The sequence below is a fragment of the Staphylococcus sp. FSL W8-0271 genome, assembly GCF_038006605.1.
Lineage (GTDB): Bacteria > Bacillota > Bacilli > Staphylococcales > Staphylococcaceae > Staphylococcus > Staphylococcus cohnii.
This window is the reverse complement of sequence record NZ_JBBOVM010000001.1, coordinates 2,043,114-2,063,749: the sequence shown is the minus strand read 5'-3', so window position 1 is coordinate 2,063,749 and position 20,636 is coordinate 2,043,114. Positions and strand designations below refer to the sequence as shown.

Annotated in this window: 22 protein-coding genes; 20 read left to right on the top strand and 2 right to left on the bottom strand. The window is 32.5% G+C overall.

Annotated features, from left to right (window positions below):
- Positions 1 to 337: 337 nt before the first annotated feature.
- The 13 genes from NST87_RS10180 to NST87_RS10120 all read left to right on the top strand — a co-directional run bounded on the left by NST87_RS10180 (position 338) and on the right by NST87_RS10120 (position 16,008).
- A complete protein-coding gene (locus NST87_RS10180; protein WP_019469491.1) occupies positions 338 to 979 on the top strand; it encodes a YfbR-like 5'-deoxynucleotidase in 642 nt (213 codons plus the stop codon).
- Between the two features lie 5 nt (positions 980 to 984).
- Positions 985 to 1,215 (top strand): CsbA family protein, encoded by a 231-nt coding sequence (locus NST87_RS10175; protein WP_019469490.1) that lies wholly within the window; start codon positions 985 to 987, stop codon positions 1,213 to 1,215.
- Between the two features lie 307 nt (positions 1,216 to 1,522).
- Positions 1,523 to 3,508: an excinuclease ABC subunit UvrB gene (gene uvrB / locus NST87_RS10170; RefSeq protein WP_026034809.1), complete on the top strand. Its 1,986-nt coding sequence runs from the start codon at positions 1,523 to 1,525 to the stop codon at positions 3,506 to 3,508.
- Positions 3,509 to 3,513: 5 nt separating this feature from the next.
- Positions 3,514 to 6,351: an excinuclease ABC subunit UvrA gene (gene uvrA / locus NST87_RS10165; protein ID WP_019469488.1), complete on the top strand. Its 2,838-nt coding sequence runs from the start codon at positions 3,514 to 3,516 to the stop codon at positions 6,349 to 6,351.
- A gap of 338 nt (positions 6,352 to 6,689) precedes the next feature.
- The gene (hprK, locus tag NST87_RS10160; RefSeq protein WP_019469487.1) at positions 6,690 to 7,628 is read left to right on the top strand and encodes an HPr(Ser) kinase/phosphatase; all 939 of its coding nucleotides are present in this window, start codon (positions 6,690 to 6,692) and stop codon (positions 7,626 to 7,628) included.
- On the top strand, positions 7,625 to 8,461 hold the full coding sequence (gene lgt / locus NST87_RS10155; RefSeq protein WP_026034808.1) for a prolipoprotein diacylglyceryl transferase: 837 nt from the start codon (positions 7,625 to 7,627) through the stop codon (positions 8,459 to 8,461). The genes hprK and lgt overlap by 4 nt, the downstream gene beginning before the upstream one ends.
- A 9-nt stretch (positions 8,462 to 8,470) precedes the next feature.
- Positions 8,471 to 8,947 (top strand): acyltransferase, encoded by a 477-nt coding sequence (locus tag NST87_RS10150; protein ID WP_019469485.1) that lies wholly within the window; start codon positions 8,471 to 8,473, stop codon positions 8,945 to 8,947.
- A gap of 23 nt (positions 8,948 to 8,970) precedes the next feature.
- Positions 8,971 to 10,419, top strand: a complete 1,449-nt coding sequence (locus NST87_RS10145; RefSeq protein ID WP_340721679.1) for a tetratricopeptide repeat protein — start codon at positions 8,971 to 8,973, stop codon at positions 10,417 to 10,419.
- Positions 10,420 to 10,484: 65 nt separating this feature from the next.
- Positions 10,485 to 11,429 (top strand): thioredoxin-disulfide reductase, encoded by a 945-nt coding sequence (gene trxB, locus NST87_RS10140; RefSeq protein WP_019469483.1) that lies wholly within the window; start codon positions 10,485 to 10,487, stop codon positions 11,427 to 11,429.
- Positions 11,430 to 11,923: 494 nt separating this feature from the next.
- Complete coding sequence (rapZ, locus tag NST87_RS10135; protein WP_340721677.1) at positions 11,924 to 12,850, top strand: RNase adapter RapZ; 927 nt, start codon at positions 11,924 to 11,926, stop codon at positions 12,848 to 12,850.
- Entirely contained in the window at positions 12,837 to 13,823 is a 987-nt protein-coding gene (locus NST87_RS10130) for a gluconeogenesis factor YvcK family protein (protein WP_040030214.1), read from the top strand. The genes rapZ and NST87_RS10130 overlap by 14 nt, the downstream gene beginning before the upstream one ends.
- A 51-nt stretch (positions 13,824 to 13,874) precedes the next feature.
- Positions 13,875 to 14,819, top strand: a complete 945-nt coding sequence (gene whiA, locus NST87_RS10125) for a DNA-binding protein WhiA (RefSeq protein WP_019469480.1) — start codon at positions 13,875 to 13,877, stop codon at positions 14,817 to 14,819.
- A gap of 343 nt (positions 14,820 to 15,162) precedes the next feature.
- Positions 15,163 to 16,008: a YitT family protein gene (locus NST87_RS10120; protein ID WP_040030213.1), complete on the top strand. Its 846-nt coding sequence runs from the start codon at positions 15,163 to 15,165 to the stop codon at positions 16,006 to 16,008.
- Between the two features lie 393 nt (positions 16,009 to 16,401).
- On the opposite strand, the gene NST87_RS10115 is transcribed toward NST87_RS10120, so the two are convergent.
- Both NST87_RS10115 and NST87_RS10110 read right to left on the bottom strand, forming a co-directional pair.
- Positions 16,402 to 17,451, bottom strand: coding sequence for a tyrosine-type recombinase/integrase (locus NST87_RS10115; RefSeq protein WP_340721675.1), 1,050 nt, complete (start codon positions 17,449 to 17,451; stop codon positions 16,402 to 16,404).
- 12 nt (positions 17,452 to 17,463) lie between these two features.
- On the bottom strand, positions 17,464 to 18,069 hold the full coding sequence (locus NST87_RS10110) for a helix-turn-helix domain-containing protein (RefSeq protein ID WP_019469478.1): 606 nt from the start codon (positions 18,067 to 18,069) through the stop codon (positions 17,464 to 17,466).
- A 147-nt stretch (positions 18,070 to 18,216) separates the two neighbouring features.
- On the opposite strand from NST87_RS10110, the gene NST87_RS10105 reads away from it, so the two are divergent.
- The 7 genes from NST87_RS10105 to tscT are packed head-to-tail and all read left to right on the top strand — an operon-like array spanning position 18,217 to position 20,593.
- Complete coding sequence (locus tag NST87_RS10105) at positions 18,217 to 18,378, top strand: helix-turn-helix domain-containing protein (RefSeq protein ID WP_019469477.1); 162 nt, start codon at positions 18,217 to 18,219, stop codon at positions 18,376 to 18,378.
- A gap of 1 nt (position 18,379) precedes the next feature.
- Positions 18,380 to 19,021 carry a BRO-N domain-containing protein gene (locus tag NST87_RS10100; RefSeq protein ID WP_340721673.1) on the top strand — a complete coding sequence of 214 codons (642 nt, stop codon included), beginning with the start codon at positions 18,380 to 18,382 and terminating at the stop codon, positions 19,019 to 19,021.
- Positions 19,022 to 19,037: 16 nt separating this feature from the next.
- Positions 19,038 to 19,298, top strand: a complete 261-nt coding sequence (locus NST87_RS10095) for a DUF771 domain-containing protein (RefSeq protein ID WP_019469475.1) — start codon at positions 19,038 to 19,040, stop codon at positions 19,296 to 19,298.
- A 13-nt stretch (positions 19,299 to 19,311) separates the two neighbouring features.
- Positions 19,312 to 19,485 carry a hypothetical protein gene (locus NST87_RS10090; RefSeq protein ID WP_019469474.1) on the top strand — a complete coding sequence of 58 codons (174 nt, stop codon included), beginning with the start codon at positions 19,312 to 19,314 and terminating at the stop codon, positions 19,483 to 19,485.
- Positions 19,486 to 19,845 carry a pathogenicity island protein gene (locus NST87_RS10085; RefSeq protein WP_204171030.1) on the top strand — a complete coding sequence of 120 codons (360 nt, stop codon included), beginning with the start codon at positions 19,486 to 19,488 and terminating at the stop codon, positions 19,843 to 19,845.
- A gap of 1 nt (position 19,846) precedes the next feature.
- On the top strand, positions 19,847 to 20,278 hold the full coding sequence (locus NST87_RS10080; protein ID WP_340721671.1) for a hypothetical protein: 432 nt from the start codon (positions 19,847 to 19,849) through the stop codon (positions 20,276 to 20,278).
- 12 nt (positions 20,279 to 20,290) lie between these two features.
- On the top strand, positions 20,291 to 20,593 hold the full coding sequence (gene tscT, locus NST87_RS10075; protein ID WP_103211174.1) for a type II toxin-antitoxin system toxin TscT: 303 nt from the start codon (positions 20,291 to 20,293) through the stop codon (positions 20,591 to 20,593).
- The last annotated feature ends 43 nt before the right edge of the window (positions 20,594 to 20,636 follow it).

Below are 20,636 nucleotides of genomic sequence, written 5' to 3'. Positions count from 1 at the left end.
AAACTTATAATCAGCAATATTACTAGCAATTGTACAACTATATTTAAATTAATGGCCCGGGACATAAATGATGTCTCGGGCTTATTATCATAATAGTCATTATATGTCAGAGATGCCATTTTTTACGTTCGGTACTTTTTCAATAAAATTTTTAAAGGACACATCAATTTTTGAAATGATGTAAAATGAATAAAACTTGAAAGACAAATAAATAGGTTATATTTTGAAAATAGAATGATTTGATGATATTTAACAGCATTAAAAAGACATTTTACATGTGGAATGATATTATAAAATCAAGTATAATCAATCATTAAATAAATGAGGAGGCGCTATCATGGGAGTACATCAATATTTTAAACGTTTATCAGACTTAGAAAAATTAATACGATTGCCTGGGAAATTTAAATATTTTGAGCATAATGTTGCAGCACACTCTTTTAAAGTGACTAAAATTGCTCAATATTTAGGTACAGTAGAAGAATATCACGGCAATAAAGTAGATTGGAAAAGCTTATACGAAAAAGCCTTAAACCATGATTTCGCCGAAATTTTTACAGGAGATATTAAAACACCAGTCAAATATGCGAGTGGAGAATTAAAAAAATTATTCTCACAAGTAGAAGAAGAAATGGTAGATCATTTTATCAACGAAGAAATACCAGAACAATATCAATCTATATATCGAGAACGACTGCAAGAAGGAAAAGATGATTCGCTAGAAGGTCAAATTTTATCTGTTGCTGACAAAATAGATTTGTTATATGAAACATTTGGTGAAATTCAAAAACGTAATCCTGAGCCACTATTTTTTGAAATATACGAAATGTCATTAGAAACAATTATGCAATTTGACCATTTGAATTCAGTGCAAGATTTTATAGAAAATATTATTCCTGAAATGCTTACAGAGAGATTTATACCAAAATCGGAATTACGAGAAACAACGATGTCTATTTTAAATAATAGGAACGGGTGACATGAATGATCTGGTATATACTAGCATCTTTTTTTCCCTGCATACTTGTTGTATTGTTTAGTGTACTGACAAGAAGTAAATGGGTAGGTACTATTTTAACTTTGATTTTAATAGGAACATCAATTGAAAAAGGTTTTTTTCATGATGAATGGATTATTTTTATAGATGTTGCTTCATTATTAGCAGGTTACTTAATTATTGATCAATTGGAACTCCACAAAAAAGAAGATGATTAGCTAATAAGTGTTAAGCAACTTAATTGATACAACATGACAAAAAGTATATAATTATTTAACTTCATTTTATCAGAATAAAAATTTATTAACGCAAACAAACATGGTCATGTACTGTGTTTGTTTTTATTTAGTGAAACACTAATTTACGAACAAATGTTTGTATTAAAGGTTGTAAATCTGTTAAAATATAAACTGTTAATAACATACGTATGTAAAATATAGTTATATAAATTAAAATAAGTCGCGTGTTAAATGAGATATTTAAATTATGTTCGAGCAGATAGAAATATAATAGGAGGTTTGTGTCATTATGGAACACTACCCATTTAAATTACAATCGGATTTTGATCCTAAAGGGGACCAACCAGAAGCGATTCAACAAATTGTAGATGGTGTGAATGCAGGGAAGAGACATCAGACATTACTAGGAGCTACGGGTACTGGTAAGACATTTACAATGAGTAATGTGATTCAACAAGTTGGTAAGCCAACTTTAATTATCGCCCATAATAAAACGTTAGCGGGTCAACTATATAGTGAATTTAAAGAATTCTTTCCTGAGAATAGAGTCGAGTACTTCGTCAGTTACTACGATTATTATCAACCAGAGGCCTATGTACCATCAACTGACACATTCATTGAAAAAGATGCGTCAATTAATGACGAAATTGACCAATTACGTCACTCTGCGACAAGTGCATTATTTGAACGAGATGATGTCATTATTATTGCTAGTGTGAGCTGTATCTATGGTTTAGGTAATCCAGAAGAATATCGTGACTTAGTTGTCAGTGTTCGTGTTGGTATGGAAATGGACAGAAGTGAGTTACTTAAAAAATTGGTAGATGTGCAATACACAAGAAATGATATTGATTTTAGACGTGGTACGTTTCGTGTTAGAGGTGACGTTGTAGAAATCTTCCCAGCCTCTCGTGAAGAAATGTGCATTCGTGTTGAATTTTTCGGCGATGAAATTGATAGAATACGTGAGGTTAATTATTTAACTGGAGAAGTGTTAAGAGAGCGCGATCACTTTGCAATTTTCCCAGCTTCCCACTTCGTTACCCGAGAAGAAAAAATGAAATCTGCCATCCAACGTATTGAAAATGAACTTGAAGAACGTTTGTCAGAGTTGCGTTCCGAAAATAAATTGCTTGAAGCTCAACGCCTGGAACAAAGAACGAATTATGATTTAGAAATGATGAGAGAGATGGGATTTTGTTCAGGTATCGAAAATTATTCTGTACATTTGACACTAAGACCTATGGGTTCAACGCCTTATACATTGCTCGATTATTTTGGAGATGATTGGCTTGTGATGATTGATGAATCGCATGTGACATTACCACAAATCAGAGGTATGTATAACGGTGACCGTGCGCGTAAACAAGTACTTGTTGACCATGGTTTTAGGTTACCAAGTGCTTTAGACAATAGACCGTTAAAATTTGAAGAATTTGAAGAAAAAACGCAACAACTTGTATATGTGTCTGCAACACCAGGACCTTATGAATTAGAACATACAGATGAAATGGTGGAACAAATTATTCGCCCAACAGGATTATTAGATCCTAAGATAGAAGTTAGACCGACAGAAAAGCAAATTGATGACTTGCTCAGTGAAATACAAGAACGTATTAATCGAAATGAACGTGTATTAGTAACAACATTGACTAAAAAGATGAGTGAAGACTTGACCACGTATTTGAAAGAAGCAGGCATTAATGTGAATTATTTACATTCAGAAATTAAAACTTTAGAACGTATTGAAATTATTCGAGATTTACGTGTGGGTACCTATGATGTGATTGTTGGTATTAACTTGTTAAGAGAGGGTATTGATATACCAGAAGTATCTCTTGTTGTCATATTAGATGCAGATAAAGAAGGCTTCTTACGCTCGCAAAGATCACTTGTCCAAACAGTAGGTCGTGCAGCGCGTAATAGTGGCGGTGAAGTTATTATGTATGGTGATAAAATTACAGATTCAATGCGTTACGCGCTAGATGAAACAGAACGTCGTAGATCGATTCAACAAGCATATAATGAAAAACACAATATTACACCTACCACAATTAATAAAAAAATTCACGATGTTATCAGTGCTACTGTTGAAACAGATGAAACAAACGAAGCACAACGTACGGAAGTACCTAAAAAAATGACGAAAAAAGAGCGCGAAAAAACAATTAGCAATATAGAAAAAGAAATGAAACAAGCAGCTAAAGATTTAGACTTTGAAAAAGCAACTGAACTCAGAGATATGTTGTTTGAATTAAAAGCAGAAGGGTGACGAAAATGAAGCAACCATCCATTGTAGTTAAAGGGGCACGTGCCCACAATTTAAAAGATGTGGATATTGAAATACCTAAAAATAAACTTATAGTAATGACAGGGTTATCTGGCTCAGGCAAATCCTCATTAGCTTTTGATACGATTTATGCAGAAGGGCAACGTAGATATGTAGAATCGTTAAGTGCTTATGCAAGACAGTTTTTAGGACAAATGGATAAGCCAGATGTTGATACTATTGAAGGTTTATCTCCTGCGATTTCAATAGACCAAAAAACAACGAGTAAAAATCCAAGATCTACGGTTGCTACTGTTACTGAAATCTATGATTATATTCGTCTATTATATGCACGTATTGGAAAGCCATATTGCCCAAATCATGGTATAGAAATTGAATCTCAAACTGTACAACAAATGGTCGATCAAGTTTTACAACTTGAAGAACGCAGTAAGATTCAATTACTGGCACCTGTAGTAAGTCATAGAAAAGGTGCGCATGAAAAGTTAATTGATGACATTAGTAAAAAAGGATACGTACGTGTGCGTGTTGATGGCGAAATTACGGATGTAAATGAAGTGCCAAATCTAGATAAAAATAAAAACCATACGATAGAAGTTGTTGTAGACCGACTTGTAATCAAAGAAGGTATTGAAACACGTCTTGCTGATTCTATAGAAACGGCATTACAACTAGCAGAAGGTAATATAATCGTAGATATCATTGATGGCGATGAACTAAAATTTTCCGAAAATCATGCATGCCCTATATGTGGATTTTCAATCGGAGAATTAGAACCACGCATGTTTAGCTTTAACAGCCCATTTGGAGCTTGTCCAACTTGTGATGGTTTAGGACAAAAACTAATGGTAGATTTAGACTTAGTTGTTCCTGATAAGGAGAAATCATTGAATGAAGGTGCAATTGTTGCTTGGGAATCTTCAAGTTCAGACTTTTATCCAACATTATTAAATCGTGTCTGTGAAGTATATAAAATAAATATGGATAAACCATTCAAAAAATTAACAGAACGCCAAAAAGATATTATTCTTTATGGTTCCAAAGATAAAGAAATTGAATTTACTTTCAAACAACGCAATGGCCAAACAAGAAAACGTACGATGGCGTTTGAAGGTGTTATCAATAATATCAATAGACGTTATCATGATTCACCATCAGAACTCGTTAGAGAAATGATGAGTAAATACATGACAGAACTTACATGTGAAACATGTCATGGCAAACGTTTAAGCCGTGAAGCTTTGTCTGTATATGTGGACGGGAAAAATATCGGTGAAGTGGTAGAGCACTCTATTAAAGATGCACTGTATAACTATGAACATATCACATTATCAGAGCAAGACAGAAAAATTGCTAATCAAATTTTAAAAGAGATTAATTCAAGATTAGAATTTTTATATAATGTAGGTTTAGAGTATTTAACACTCAATCGTGCCTCTGGTTCTTTGTCAGGTGGTGAGGCACAACGTATACGTTTAGCAACTCAGATTGGTTCGAGACTATCTGGTGTGTTATATGTTTTAGATGAACCTTCAATAGGATTACATCAGCGTGATAATGATCGGCTAATTAGCACTTTAAAAGAAATGCGAGATTTAGGAAACACTTTAATCGTTGTTGAACATGACGATGATACAATGCGTGCCGCAGATTACTTAGTAGATGTAGGACCAGGTGCTGGAGACCACGGCGGTGAAATTGTTGCGAGTGGTACGCCAAAACAAGTTATGGCAAATACAAAGTCTTTAACTGGTCAATATTTGAGTGGTAAGAAAAAAATCCAGGTGCCAGAATCACGTCGTGAAGTTACGGATAGAAAGATAAGTGTCAAAGGCGCACGCAGTAATAATTTGAAAGATGTTAATGTAGATTTTCCACTTTCAACGATGAATGTTGTTACGGGTGTATCTGGTTCCGGTAAGAGTACATTGGTCAATGAAGTACTTTATAAATCATTAGCTAAAAAGATAAATAAATCTAAAGTTAAACCAGGTGATTATGATGAAATTAACGGTATAGATCAACTTGATCGTATTATTGATATTGATCAATCGCCAATTGGTAGAACACCACGTTCTAATCCAGCAACGTATACAGGTGTTTTTGATAACATACGGGATATCTTTGCTCAAACAAACGAAGCGAAAGTCAGAGGTTATTCTAAAGGTCGCTTTAGTTTTAATGTTAAAGGTGGTCGCTGTGAAGCATGTAAAGGTGACGGTATCATTAAAATAGAAATGCACTTTTTACCGGATGTCTATGTACCTTGTGAAGTTTGTGGCGGTTCGAGATACAATCGTGAAACACTAGAAGTAACATACAAAGGTAAAAACATTGCGGATATCTTAGCTATGACTGCCGAAGAAGCAACAAACTTTTTTGAAAATGTCCCTAAGATACATCGGAAATTGAAAACTCTAGTGGATGTTGGTTTAGGTTATGTTACTTTAGGACAACCGGCTACGACATTATCTGGTGGTGAAGCACAACGTGTTAAACTTGCTTCAGAATTGCATAAACGCTCTACTGGTCGTTCAATATATATATTAGATGAGCCAACAACTGGTTTGCATGTTGATGATATTAGCCGATTATTAAAAGTGTTAAATAAATTAGTTGATAATGGTGACACAGTTGTCATTATTGAACACAATTTAGACGTTATTAAAATGGCTGATTATATTATTGATTTAGGCCCAGAAGGCGGAGACGGTGGTGGTACTATCGTTGCGACAGGTACACCAGAGGATATTGCAAAAGTGAAAGGAAGCTACACTGGACAATATTTAAAACCAGTATTAGAAAGAGATACAGTTCAAGCATAATAGTTTATTGACCAATCTCTGAAAAAATATATAAAATATTAGCTACTCCATACAAATAGGCATGTTGATGTGTCTGGCATATATGGAGTAGTTTTTTGATATCTAGCATTTTATCCCATTCAAGCTTATCCAACCTTGCTGGATTGTAACGACGTAATCATTTAAAATAAATGGGATTACTAACCATTTTAGTAATTTTATTCAAAAATAATATAGGGTATGATAAAAACGATAGGATTTATTTTAGACTTTTGTACTTTTTTATATAGATTATCAGTCCTTTTTGATATGATAATGACATATGAAATTTCAGGAGAAATATTAATAGAGGTGAACCTATGTTAACAACAAAGAGTTTAATTGAACGCTTTAACCTTGAGCTTATAGCTGGGGAGTCGGGCTTAAATAAGCAAATAAAAAATACAGATATATCAAGACCAGGATTAGAAATGGCTGGATATTTTTCGCACTATGCCTCTGACCGCATTCAATTGTTAGGAACGACAGAATTATCATTTTATAATCTACTACCGGATGAAGAGCGCAAAGGACGCATGAAAAAATTATGTCGACCAGAAACACCAGCAATTATATTGACAAGAGATTTAGAGCCACCGGAAGAGCTTGTAGCATCAGCGAAAGAATTTGATACACCACTCATTACGTCAACAATTGCAACAACACAATTAATGAGCCGTTTAACGACTTTCTTAGAACATGAACTTGCACGAACAACTTCGTTGCATGGTGTATTAGTAGATGTGTATGGTGTAGGTGTACTAATAACAGGAGACTCAGGTATCGGTAAAAGTGAAACAGCACTTGAACTAATTAAACGCGGTCACAGACTTGTCGCGGATGACAATGTAGAGATTAGAGAAATTAGTAAAGATGAACTGATTGGTAGACCACCTAAATTAATAGAACATTTATTAGAAATTAGAGGTTTAGGCATTATAAATGTAATGACACTCTTTGGTGCAGGTTCCATATTGACCGAAAAGCGTTTACGCTTAAATATTCATTTAGAAAATTGGCATAAAGATAAATTGTATGATCGCGTTGGTTTGAATGAAGAAACATTGCGTATTTTAGACACTGAGATTACTAAAAAGACCATACCAGTTAGACCTGGTCGTAACGTAGCAGTTATCATTGAAGTTGCAGCGATGAACTATAGACTTAATATCATGGGGATTAATACTGCAGAAGAATTCAATGATCGCTTAAATGCTGAAATTATGCGTAATGGTAGCAACAATAAGGAGAATAAATGATGATATTGAATTACATTGATCCAATTGCATTTGAGCTTGGTCCAATATCTGTTCATTGGTATGGCATTATCATCGCCGTGGGTATATTATTAGGTTATTTTATTGCTCAGGGAAGTGTTAAACGCATAGGCTTTGATAAAGATATATTAATTGATATCATCTTTTGGAGTGCAATTTTTGGTTTTATCGTAGCTAGAATTTATTTTGTTATTTTCCAATGGCCTTATTATGCGCAACATCCAATAGAAATACCTATGATTTGGTATGGAGGGATCGCAATCCATGGCGGTCTGATTGGCGGTTTTATCGCAGGTATTATTGTATGTAGACAAAAAAATATCAATCCATTTCAAATTGGTGATGTGATTGCACCGAGTTTGATTTTAGGACAAGGTATTGGCAGATGGGGTAACTTTATGAATCATGAAGCCCATGGTGGTCCTGTGTCTAAATCATTTTTAGAAAATATGCATATACCAGACTTTATTATTAACAATATGTATATTGATGGCCAATACTATCACCCAACGTTTTTATATGAATCCATATGGGATATTCTAGGTTTTGTTATATTAATTTCATTAAGAAAGCATTTACGTATAGGTGATACTTTTGCACTATATCTTATCTGGTATTCTATAGGTAGATTCTTTGTAGAAGGTTTACGTACAGATAGTTTGATGCTCACGAGTGATATACGTGTTGCGCAACTCATGTCTGTCGTACTTATTGTTGCGGGCATTGTCCTTATGATAATTAGAAGAGTGAGATATAATGCACCAAGATATAAAGATGTTGGCCCTTTAACATGGTCAAAGCAAAAGGTGAAGTGATAGAATATAATGCGTGACTTAAAAAAGCTAAAAGTTAATGGTAAAAATCCATTATGGCATATGTATCGCTACATAAGCCATGTCAAAATGTTTAAACAAACAGTGATTATAGAAGTTTGTCGTTACTTACCTAATGTGAAATTAAAACATTGGATGTATCGTAATTTATTAAATATGAATATAGGTGCACATACTGCATTTGCTTTTAAAGTTGTACCTGATTTATTGCATCCCGAGTATATAACGGTTGGTGAAAACTGTATCATAGGTTATAACACAACTATTTTAACGCATGAATTTTTAGTAGATGAATTTCGAACAGGGCATGTCTATATTGGAAATCACACGTTAATCGGAGCTAATGTAACAATCTTGCCTGGGGTAAAAATAGGAGATCATGTGAAAGTTGGCGCAGGTACTGTTGTATCCAGAGACATCCCGAATCACACGTTAGCATATGGAAATCCAATGCAACTGAAACAATGACTAAATACAGGAGGTGAACATGGATGGCGCAAAACAGCAATGAAATTATTTCAATGAAACTTGACAGTCCTTTTTATAAAAAATTAGCTGATCAAAAATATCAACAGCAAGATTATAAAAAGGCAGCAGAATACTATGAAAAAGTGCTTGAAATGTCACCCCAAGAAATTGATGTTTTTGAAATTAAAGTAAAATTATCAGAATGTCTAGCACATCTTGGTTATAACAATAGAGCAGAACATATTTTTTATGAAATGATTGCTAAACAAGAATCGATAGTGGATAGTTACTATCAACTCAGCCAATTAAATATTACGCTCAATGAAGCAAATAAAGCCTTTTTATTCGGAATGAATTATGTCATTTTAGCAGATGATGACGACTACCAAGAAGAATTAGAAGAAATGTTTGAGGTTACTTATAACTCTGAAGAAAAGATTGAGGTTGAGTGCCAATTATTTGCGGTTCAGCTCATTTTTCAATATTTATTTTCACAAGGCAGACTGCCCGAGGCAAGAAACTTTGTTTTAAATCAAAATGAAGCGATTCAAGATCATCGAGTAGTTAGAAATTTATTAACCATGTGTTATCTTTACCTCAATGAATATGATACTGCTAAAGTAATGTTTGAACGTTTGCTTAATGAGGATAATACTGATGTACATGCACTTTGTCATTACACTTTATTGTTATATAACACCAATGAAAAAGAAAAATATCAACGTTATTTGAATATTTTAAGTAAAGTCGTACCTATGAATGATGATGAATCGTTCAAGTTAGGTATTGTACTTTGTTATTTAAAACAATATGAAGCTTCTCAAAAATTGCTGCAACCACTTTATAGAAAAGGGAAATTTCTCTCTATACAAATGTACAATGCATTGAGCCACAACAATTATCATCTCAATCATATCGAAGATAGCAAATATTTTTGGTCTAAGTTACAAGAAATATCTAAGGTTGATGTAGGTTATGCGCCTTGGGTAATTGAGCAAAGTAAGGCGTATTTCGACCAACAAGTATTGCCACTATTATTGAGTGATGATAGTCATCGGAGGTTATACGGGATTTTCTTATTAAATCAATTAAAGGGTCGTGAAGTCTTACTGACACAAGACATATGGGCTGTTTTAGAAGATATGAATGATTATGAAAAATTATATTTAACTTACCTCATTCAAGGTTTACAGTTAAATAAGTTAGATTTTATTCATAGAGGCATGTTAATGTTGTATAATATTGAATACTTGAAAAATAACTCAGAATTATTTATCGTATGGATTGATAAAGCAGAGGCGATTATAGCAGAACAAGCAGATTTAACTAATGTAGATGATTATGTGGCTGCTTTTGTTTATATGTATTATCGGAGTATGGATACTAAGATTACTAAACAACAAGTATTAGAATGGTTTGATATAACGGCTTATCGTTTAAATAAAACAATAGACTATTTGGTAAGCATATAATTTTATGAAATGCAAGAAATCATATATAATGCGTATAATGAATTAATAAACAGGAGGCAATTTAAATGGCTGAACAAGTGGATTTTGATGTTGCGATTGTAGGTGCAGGGCCAGCTGGTATGACTGCTGCCGTGTATGCATCACGTGCAAACTTAAGTACTGTAATGATTGAACGTGGTATGCCAGGTGGACAAATGGCAAATACAGAAGAGGTTGAAAACTTCCCAGGTTTTGAAATGATTACTGGGCCAGATTTATCAACTAAAATGTTTGAACACGCTAAAAAATTTGGCGCAAAATATCAATATGGTGATATCAAATCAATTGAAGACAAAGGTCGATATAAAGTCATAAATCTTGGCAACAGTGAGATTACTGCACGAGCTGTGATTATATCTACTGGTGCTGAATATAAAAAAATCGGTGTGCCCGGTGAACAAGAATTAGGTGGCCGTGGTGTGAGTTATTGTGCGGTATGTGATGGTGCATTCTTCAAAAACAAAAAATTATTTGTTATCGGCGGTGGAGATTCAGCAGTTGAGGAAGGTACATTCCTTACAAAATTCGCTGACAGTGTAACAATCGTTCACCGTAGAGATGAACTACGTGCGCAAAAAATCTTACAAGATCGTGCTTTTAAAAATGATAAAATCGACTTTATTTGGAGTCATACACTTAAAACAATCAACGAAAAAGACGGTAAAGTTGGTTCAGTTACTTTAGAATCAACAAAAGATGGCGCTGAACAAACTTTCGATGCTGACGGTGTTTTCGTATACATTGGTATGAAACCATTAACAGCACCATTTGAAAATTTAGGCATTACAAATGAAGTAGGCTATATTGTCACTAATGAAGATATGAGTACGAAAATCCCAGGTGTTTATGCTGCTGGAGACGTACGTGCAAAAGGCCTACGCCAAATCGTAACTGCAACAGGTGACGGCAGTATTGCAGCACAAAGTGCAATTTCTTATATTGAAGAATTAAAAGATACTATAGAAGCATAAGATTAAAATATATTATTTATAGAATTTAATTGGATAATAACGGGATTCAGACAGGCTAGAATGTTTCAACCATACATTAATCATGTAGGTTTAGCATTCTAGCTTTTTTACATAATCGCATTTTAAGTGTAAGTGTGCAGTGTTAGCTCTATGAATCGCTTGTGTGAGGTATAAACCTAATATATGTATATTTCAGGAGCTATATACTAATTACGTCGCACAGACGCTAATCTATTATAAATTATGTTAATTGAAAAATTGAAAAGTGCTCAATTACATTTGTGGACACAAATTTATTTCATTTAAGTCAGTCTACATAGTACTTAGGGTCGATTAAGTGATAAAACTACTACCAAAGTCGTTTTTCATGTAAAATATAATGTGATAGCATAGTGGTCATAAACTGACTAAGTTAAAATGATTGCGTGGTTTGAAATAAAATTCCAGAACAATAAATGGAATGTCTAAAAATAATCTTTGGATGGTGTAAAGTAATGCAACGAGAAGAAAAAGAAGTGACTAAAAGTGAATTATTAGTTGTAACGGGTTTATCTGGCGCAGGTAAGTCAGTTGTAATACAAAGTTTAGAAGATATCGGTTATTTTTGTGTAGACAATTTACCTCCAATACTGTTGCCGAAGTTTGTAGAATTAATGGGTCAAGGAAATCCTTCGTTGCAAAAGGTAGCCATTGCCATTGATTTAAGAGGGAAAGAACTTTTCAAATCATTGATTAAAGAAATCGATCAAATCAAAAGTAACTCAGACATTATTGTTGATATGATGTTCTTAGAAGCCTCCAACGAAAAGTTGATCTCGCGTTATAAAGAGACACGACGTGCGCATCCATTAAATGAACAAGGGCAACGCTCGTTAATTGAAGCAATTGAAGAAGAGCGCAGTTTACTCTCTGAGATTCAAAGTTTAGCAAACTACACGATTGATACATCATTTATGAAACCCAAAGAGCTTCGTAAGCGAATTGGAGATTACTTTAATCAAAGTAATTATCAAATATTCAACATTAATGTAACCAGTTTTGGTTTTAAACATGGGATTCAGATGGATGCGGATTTAGTGTTTGATGTGAGGTTTTTACCAAACCCGCATTATGTAGATGAATTAAGACCCCTAACTGGAGAAGATGAAGCAGTATATAATTACGTTATGAAATGGAAAACAACAAATATTTTTTATGAGAAATTGATGGATTTATTAAAATTTATGATTCCAGGATATAAAAAAGAAGGTAAATCACAACTTGTGATTGCTATTGGTTGTACCGGAGGCCAACATCGTTCTGTAGCTCTGGCGAAACGCATTGGTGCAGAACTCAACGAAAATTTTGACTATAATGTATATGTGCATCATAGAGATGCTCAAATTGAAAGTGGCGTGAAGCAAAAAAATGAAAAGAATTAAACTTGTACTTATTGGCGGAGGTACAGGTTTATCTGTTTTAGCACGTGGTTTAAAAGATTTTCCAATAGATATTACGACCATTGTCACAGTTGCTGATGATGGGGGTAGTACGGGGAAAATTAGAAGCGAAATGGATATTCCTGCACCAGGTGACATACGAAATGTAATTTCAGCACTCAGCGATTCAGAATCAACAATTGAAAGATTGTTCCAATATCGTTTTAAAGAAAATCAAGTTGAAGGTCATTCTTTAGGTAACTTATTAATAGCTGCATTAACGAATATGAATGACGATTTTGGACACGCAGTAAAAGAATTAAGTAAAATTTTAAATATTAGAGGTCGAGTAATACCGTCTACAAATTCCAGTGTACGCTTAAATGCAGTGATGGAAGACGGTGAAATTGTTTATGGCGAATCAAAAATTCCTAAAAAAAATAAAAAGATAGAACGTGTATTTTTAGAACCAGAAAATGTAGAACCTATGGAAGAAGCTGTTGAGGCGATAGAAGATGCTGACTTAATCGTTTTAGGACCAGGTTCCCTATATACAAGTGTAATTTCTAATCTGTGCGTTAAAGGTATTGCGGATTCATTATTAAAATGTGATGCGCCAAAGCTATATGTATCAAATGTTATGACGCAACCTGGGGAAACTAATCATTACACTGCTTTAGATCATGTTGATGCAATACATAATCACATGGGACGTCATTGTATAAACTATGCTATATGTAGTACTCAGACGTTTAATGCTGATGTTTTACGTCGTTATAAAGAAGATGGCGCAGATCCAGTTAAATGCAACATGAAAGATATGGAAGCACAAAATATAAAAGTTTTTACACACGAAAACCTAGTAGAAGTGTCACAAGAAAATTATGTTAGACATAATACAGAGGTCTTGTCTAAAATGATTTACGAGATTGCCATGAGTGAAACAGAAACGATTGAATTTAACAGAGATAAATAAAATAGTAAATAAACTAAGTATTAAACTTAGATAAGAAGGGGCTGAAGATGTATGAGCTTTGCATCAGAAATGAAAAATGAACTTACGAGAATAGAAGTAGATGAAATAAATGCAAAAGCAGAGCTCAGTGCACTCATACGGATGAACGGTGCACTCAGTCTTTCAAACCAACAATTTGTGATAAATGTTCAAACTGAAAATGCTACGACAGCCAGACGTATATATTCTTTAATAAAAAAAGTATTTAATGTTGAAGTAGAGTTACTTGTAAGAAAAAAAATGAAATTAAAAAAGAATAATATTTATATTTGTAGAATTAAAGCTCGTGCCAAAGAAATTTTAGATGAATTAGGTATTTTGAAGAATGGTGTTTTTACGCATGAAATAGATGAAGCAATGATCCATGAAGATGAAATGAAAAGAAGTTATCTACGTGGTGCATTTCTAGCAGGTGGATCAGTGAATAATCCTGAAACATCTTCCTATCATTTAGAAATATTTTCATTGTATGAAGATCATTCAGAAGGCATTACGAATTTAATGAATGAATATGAACTTAATGCGAAACATCTAGAACGTAAAAAAGGAAGCATCGCTTATTTAAAAGAAGCTGAAAAAATTTCTGATTTCTTGAGTTTAATCGGTGGTTATCAAGCGTTGCTTAAATTTGAAGATGTGCGTATTGTCAGAGACATGAGAAATTCTGTAAATAGATTAGTTAATTGTGAAACGGCTAATTTAAATAAAACCGTTAGTGCAGCGATGAAGCAGGTCGAAAGTATTCAATTAATAGACCAAGAAATCGGGTTAGATAACTTGCCTGATCGATTACGTGAAATAGCGAAATTACGAATAGAACATCAAGATATTTCTTTGAAAGAATTAGGCGAAATGATGTCTTCAGGTACAATTTCAAAATCTGGTGTCAATCATCGTTTAAGAAAATTAAATCAAATGGCTGACAAAATCCGAAGCGGTGAAACAATCGAACTTTAATTAGTTTTTCTTAAAAGAATGTGGCATTTATTACAAATGATAAGACTAAATTTAAAAATATATTAAAATGTTATTGAAAAAAACTACGTTTTGATATTATAATATTCTAATTAGATTTATAGATGACGCCTCATAAGAGGTGTCTTTTTTAATAGGGCTACATTTTCTGAGGATCTTACGATGCCTTATTAATACTAAATTAAGTTTTGACACTTAAATGTGCTGCTATTGTAATCTAAGTTTAGGAATAGCTAAGTCAATTATTTAGGCATGGATTGAATATATACATAACATATGACGTGATTATAGTTTAGATTAAATCGAACAGAATGGGAGTGAATAAATGTCAGCATTAATAAAAAATCATTATAAAAGTATTATCTTGTGTTTAGTTGGAACGTTTATTAACGCTATAGGTGTAAATTGCTTTTTACTAGGATCAAATTTAGGTGATGGGGGTACAGTCGGTATCGCACTAGCCTTGAAGTATACCTTAGGCTTTTCTCCAGCTTGGTCTTCTTTAGTTATTAATACAATCGTTGTTTTTGTTGGTTGGAAGTATTTAAGCAAAACAATCGCTGTTTATACCGTCATCTCAAACACGGCACTCTCATTCTTTTTAAGAGTAACTGAAAATATAAATTTAGGTATAGATGATTTTGTTATCAACTCTGTATTTGGTGGTGCAATTATAGGAATCGGTGCTGGACTAGTAATTTCTACAGGGAGTACACTTGGAGGCACATCTGTCATTGCTAAAATCATAAGTAAGTATTCAGAAATGAAAACATCACAAGGTATTTTTATTTTAGATGGTATTGTCGTCTTATCTTTCTTAATGGTATTACCATTAAAAAATGTGTTATTTACGATTATCATGTTATTCATTACAGAAAGAGCGACTTCATTTATCATTGAAGGCTTTAATCCTAAAAAAGGCGTTACGGTCATTTCTAGTAAGAATGAAATTATCAGTGACAAAATAAATTCCTTTACCGGTCGGGGCTCGACACTATTAAATGGAAAAGGCGGTTATGCTAAAACTGAAACAACGATGTTATATGTTGTTGTACCTCAGTCTCAGGTGACCAGAGTTAAAAAATTAGTCAATGAAGTAGATGAAAATGCCTTTTTAGTTATTCACGATGTGAGAGATGTTTTAGGCAGCACGTTTATCAATGTGAAATAATGGTGATATATTTAAGTAGTTAAATGTTTAAAAATAATCATAAAATCATTTTCGCGAAACTTTAAATGCTTGAATCACAATAGTTAAGCCATTTAAACGTTATAAATGAAGAAATTTGTTTTTAAATCTTATGAATCGTTGTTTTATATTTTACGTGGTGTAGAAATATAAAAAGGACTTTCAATGACTGAAAATAAAAGTCATTGAAAGCCCGATAAATCACTACTTAAGGTAATGTCTTATAACGAAGAACATTCAATTATCCCCTCGAAGGGCATATTATAAAGTGATTAAACGTTGTTATATAAGCTTTTTCTTTACTTTGTGGGGACTATTTGGGGACTGAAATATAAATTATAATAAAAAACCACCTAATATTTATTATTAAGTGGCTTAAATAGTTTCTAATAATTTCATTGCTTTTTCATCTTCACGTTCATAGGTTTCCTGAAGTAGGTGGGAGTAAATGGATTGTGTTGTGGCTGGATTGGAATGCCCTAAATGTTTTGATATATATAGTATTGAAAAGCCATGATGTATGAGTATAGAACAGAAACTGTGTCTTAGCGAGTGAATAGTTATCTCTTTTATATTTAGATTAGCACATGCTTTTCTCAGTACTTTGTTTACAGCAGCGTTAGTTATCGTTTTACCATCAACAGTAAAGATGTAACCACTGATATTAGTAGGTCGTGAATCAATAAATGATTGAATACGTTTCATAGTTACTGCATCAATACTTATTATTCTGTCTGATGTTTCGGTCTTGGTACCTCTTAAATGAATTTTATTATTTTTAATATCCAGATCTTCACGTTTCAATTTAGCGATTTCTGAAAATCTACCACCTGTTGCAAGTGCTACTAATAGCACAAGTGATGAGGTGGTATTTTTTTGTTCAAAATAATGTTTAAGTTTTTTGAATTCTGATTCATTAATAAACTTCATTTCTTCTGTTTTGGCTGGAATAGATGCGTGTAATTCTGCTTTGTATGTAGGGTTTTTAATAACATAACCTTCATGTATAGCATCATCGAATGCATTACGTATATAACTATTTAACTTTCTAATCGTTTCATAACTATGCGTTAAACCGTACTCATTGAGAAACTTTTGGTATTCAGTACGTTTAATATCTTTTAATAACTTGTGTCTAAAATGGTCTTTAATATGCTTGTATGCAGATTCATAATGTCTTTTAGTTGATTCTGATACGTGTGGTAGTTTATTAACTTCATACCATTGATAAAAATAATCTGCAAATGTTATATCATTACTTACAGCATAACCATTTCTCATTTTATATTCTAAATCCTCTGCAATTCGTTTAGCTTCTTGTTTAGTACGATAACCACCTTTTTGAACCTTTTTACGGTTGCCTTCATCATCTACATATGAGATTGAATATCTCCATGTTTTACCTCTTTTTTCAATGTAAGCCATAATATCACCTACTTAATATTTTAAATCATTGGGATCATACAATTTATTTATCAAATCCTCATATTCTTCAATGTGCTTGTTTGCAACATTTCTTTCAATAGAATTTAACTCTAATTGATGTTCCACTTCTCTTTTTTGCAATTGTACTTTTCTAATAAAATAGTCATTTATGAATTTATAAATATAATTTCTATCATCATCAGTCATTTTTAGTTTTCTGAAATATTTAGAGTTATATTTATCATCTAAATGAAATGAAATGTCATTAACTGGAAAACTAAATGTATCGTTAGTGACAGCATTTCCATTTTTTATATTCATAACATTAGGTGCATTTGTAGATAAAAACGAATCAAGTAAGGAATTGTCATTTTTAAAGTATTTTTCGCTAGTCAGATTTTTAACTTTATTTTTCATATCATATATTTCTTCGTTAGTTTTAGCCAAACCGTAAATATATGACTCTAAAAATCTTTGCGAGGGATTCTTTTTTTTGTCATTCTCTACAGATGATATATATGTGTATGAAAAATTAATTAAATTTGATAATTCTCTTACAGTAAATCCTTTTTCTTCTCGGAATCCTTTTAAAAGACTTCCTAAACTTAGTGAATTCAATTTAGACCCTCCATTTTTAATCAATTACACTGAATATTATAACTAGAGGACAAAACTATTTACAAGCGACAACTAAAATGCTAATATTTAAATATAATCTAGTTAAACAAAAAATATAAACTAGATTAACTAAGGAGGTGAAATAATATGTACTTAACAGTTAAAGAAGTATCTGAGTTGTTACGTCTAAACGAACATCACACGTACAAACTGATTAGAGAGAAAGAAATACCAAGCATTCGTTTAGGTAGAAAAATCTTAATTCCTAAACAGTCACTTATGGAGATGCTAAAACAAAAGGAGGCATAACATGATAAAGCAGATTTTTGATGGCAAAGAAATTAGATTCATAGAAAAAGATGGTGAGTATTGGGCAGTCGCTGGAGATGTTTCTAATGCTTTAGGTTATTCTCAAACATCAAACATGTTAAGGATGATAGATACAGAAGATGTGACTACTCACAATGTGAAGGTCACCTCAAATAGTAAGTTCGCAAGAAAGACACAACTAGTAAGTGTCATTTCTGAATATGGCATTTACGAAGCTATTTGGAATAGTAGACGTGATGAAGCTGATGAGTTTAAGAAATGGGTTAAGCAAGTTATTAAAGAGTTAAGACAAACAATCGGATTAAAGCAACATGAAGTATTCCACTTAATGGATAAGCAACATCAACGAAAAGCTATGGATGTTTTGCAAAAAGGTTTATCTAATCCCCAAAAGATTAGTTATATGAAATGTCAAACTGTAGTTAATAAATGTGTTTCAACATTATTTGGTTATGATAAAGCTTTAAAAAAAGATCAAATGAGTGAAGATATGTTAATTATTCGGCAACAAATTTTAGATGACACAGTCGATTTAATGACTTCTATTAACAAATTTGGTTTAGATATTTCAGTCAGTAAAACTATCTACAATAAATACTTAAATACACAAGCTACTGCTTAATAAGGAGGTGAAAATAATGCAAGAACAACTACAAGAAAGTGAAGGTATTGTAATTATCAATGAACCTAAACTTGTGTGGTCATTCAAAGATTTACAGTCACACATGCAATTATCAAGGAATTCAATTATGAAAAAACTATTGCTAAATCCAAAATTTAAAAAGGATATTGAAAGGTTTGTACATGAGCCTAAATCACAAGCAGATCATTACAAGTTTTTGGCAGAACCCATGAAAGAATATATCAAAAAGAATTTTACTGAAATATACAACGCTTAGGGGGGGTGATCCAATGAGAATGCTAATGACTTTTATAACTATACCATTTACCACAATTACATTCAGCACATTAATTCCAGATTTCTACATTGCACTGGTATTAGTAGTATTAGCAAGTTTTGGAAGTTACACGTTTTTTGATAACTATTTTAACGAAATTGAGAATAAAAAATTGGAGGAATTATAAATGAATAAATTAACTAAACAGGATTATAAAAATATAAAAAATGCAGTGAGTGAAGATCGTATTTTTAAAGGTAAGAAACACGCTAAAAAAATGACAGAACTATTAAAAAAACGCCGTGATAAAGATGCGTCAATTATAAGCAAGGAATATCCTAACTTGAATGATAATGAGATTTCAGAAATCCTTGATGATTATAGAAATTATAGTGAGCTTGTGCAGGCGATAGAAATTTTTACAGACTTTCCTATAAATTATGAGGATTCTAACGTACGTCATTTTATTACCAAAGACGATATTGAAGAATTAAAAATAGCTATCGAAGAAATGGAAAATTTTGTGAGATTTTTGGAGGTTGAATAAGATGACAAACCATGAAAGCAGCCCACAAATAGAAATAGTTAGAGAATTTAAAAGTAAATATGGTAGAGAAATTGCACTCATGCTCATAAATGAACGTATTAATAATAGAAAATTGAGTAAAGATGATAGAGAAGTACATGAAATGCAACTTATTCAAGAATATATGAAATCTCAAGACATTAATGACAAATATATTGGCGAATTAGACATTCTTGATATGATCCAAGATTTTGAAACGATGATTCAAATGTCAGTATATTCAACAAACATATTAAAGAAAATGCGAGTTAAGAATTATGATATGGCTAATGAAATTAGTTATTTCTCACGCGAAGACGATTTGAACTCCCTCTGGCTTGCTAAGTTAGAAATCGAAAAGTTAATTAAAGCTATTGAGAAGCATAGACCGAATTACATTAATTTTTATAAATAAAGGAGTTTTACGATGAATTGGAATCAGAAAGATTTAATATGCGAATTTGAATTATTGAAAGAAAAAATTGATGACGTGATAACGACCCACGTGTGGCATGGTGATGAAATGTTCACTAAAAGAGATTTAACAACTAAAGAGGAAATGATGACTTACGCAATTGGTTATAACGAATCTCGTATACAACATGAACATACAACTGAGTTAATGGAGTCTTATCTCAAACAATTCGATAAATTAATAGAAAAATTGAAAGTGTTAGAAATAGAAAAAAGCGCATCTGTACAGTCGGCAAACTCAACAGATAACGCTTAATGCAATTTGGAATATTAATAAAAACAAGCATGGAACGGCTTAT